The sequence below is a fragment of the Tepidamorphus gemmatus genome, assembly GCF_004346195.1.
GTDB lineage: Bacteria > Pseudomonadota > Alphaproteobacteria > Rhizobiales > Tepidamorphaceae > Tepidamorphus > Tepidamorphus gemmatus.
In genome coordinates this window covers 1-1,494 of record NZ_SMAK01000030.1, presented here as the reverse complement: position 1 = coordinate 1,494, position 1,494 = coordinate 1, and the positions used below count along the sequence as shown (strand labels likewise).

Annotated in this window: 1 protein-coding gene; it reads right to left on the bottom strand. The window is 69.0% G+C overall.

All coding sequences use genetic code 11. The features are described from left to right. Positions 1-72: 72 nt before the first annotated feature. Positions 73-1,251: an IS110 family RNA-guided transposase gene (locus EDC22_RS17820; protein WP_132808114.1), complete on the bottom strand. Its 1,179-nt coding sequence runs from the start codon at positions 1,249-1,251 to the stop codon at positions 73-75. Positions 1,252-1,494 lie beyond the last annotated feature (243 nt).

Below are 1,494 nucleotides of genomic sequence, written 5' to 3'. Positions count from 1 at the left end.
GTGAGATGCCGTCACGTTGCGCAAGCGGTTTTCGCGATCCGACATGGCGCGGGCGGCGTCGGGATGTGTGGCCTATGCCGCCCGCGCCGTGTCGGTCAGGGTGACGAACGGCTTGCGGTTTCTGGCGACGCTGTAGACGGCGTTGAGCAGTTTCCGCATGGCGGCGATCAGCGCGAGCTTGGCGGGTTTTCCGGCTGCGCGCAGGCGCTGATAGAAGGCGCGGAGCCAGGGATTGCGGCGGACGGCGCCGAGCACCGGCATCCACAGGGCGCGTCGCAGCCGGGCGTTGCCCATGGGGCTGATGGGCGCGCGGATGCGGGCGGAGTGTTTGCCGGACTGCCGAAGGCTTGGGACGACGCCGACATAGGCCGCGAAGGCGCCCGCGCTTCGGAACCGCGCCGGATCGCCGACCGCGGCGATGATGCGCGCGACCGAGTGCGGCCCCAGACCGTCGATGCTGAGCAGGAGTTTGCCAACCTCATGGGCGTCGAGCAGGCCCTCGATGTCGCGGTCGATCTCGGTCAGGCGGCGGCGCCACAGATCGAGGTCCTGGCAGATATGCCGGGCCTGCAGCGCATAGACCGGTCCGTGATGCTGGCCGACCGAGTGCTTCGCTGCGGCCACCAGCTGTTCGGCCAGTTCGGGGCCGACGAAGTGGCAGCCGTCGTAGCGCAGCTTCGCCAGGCGCCGGGGGTTGGCGCGGGCGAAGGCCTGCGCGGTGGGGTGCTCGGCGATCAGCGCAGTGGCCAGCATGCTGTCGAGGCTGCGGACGTAGCGGGTGAACTCGGGGAAGCCGAGATCGACCAGCCGGTGCAGCTGGCGCACCCGGTCGTCGAAGTCCTGCCTGAGCCGGTCGCGATGGCGGACGAGTTCACGCAGGCTCTCGGCCGCCTCGTCATGCAGCTGCGTGGGGACAGGACGCTTCTCGAAGGCGAGGCGGGCGAGCCCCTCGGCGTCGATGGCGTCGGTCTTGGTCCGCTCGAGGCTCGCCTCCTGGAAGCGGCGGGCGGTGAAGGGATTGAGCAGGGCAACGTCGTGGCCAGCCGCGGTCAGCACCGCGAACAGGTTCTTCCAGTAATGCCCCGTCGCTTCCATCGCGACCAGGACCGGCGGCGGCCCCAGCGCTTCTGCCAGCCGCGTGTAGCCGTCCTGATCCTCGCCGAACGCAATCGGGCGGCCGATTGCTTTGCCCGCACTGTCGAGACGGGCCAGCACATGCCGTTCGGACGCAACGTCGATGCCTGCGAACATGATCCCTCCTTCGCCGCAAACGGCCGGGGAGCCTCGGAGCCGACGCCCATGCTCACGCTTGTCCAAGCGAGGACGCAAGCGGGCAAGGCCTGGCCCCAGGATGCCGTTCGAGCCCTGAACGCCGGTCGAGGGCGCCAATCTCACAGACAGGGAACAACCCCCGACCACGCTGCGGCGACCCTCTCCCAGCAACCGGTGCTTCACCTTAGCCGAGGATCGCACCGATGAGTGGAAGTGTTACAA

Bases quoted from the DNA above. Each gene is read 5' to 3' on its own strand.
- EDC22_RS17820 (WP_132808114.1), bottom strand. From the start codon at position 1,251: ATGTTCGCAGGCATCGACGTTGCGTCCGAACGGCATGTGCTGGCCCGT.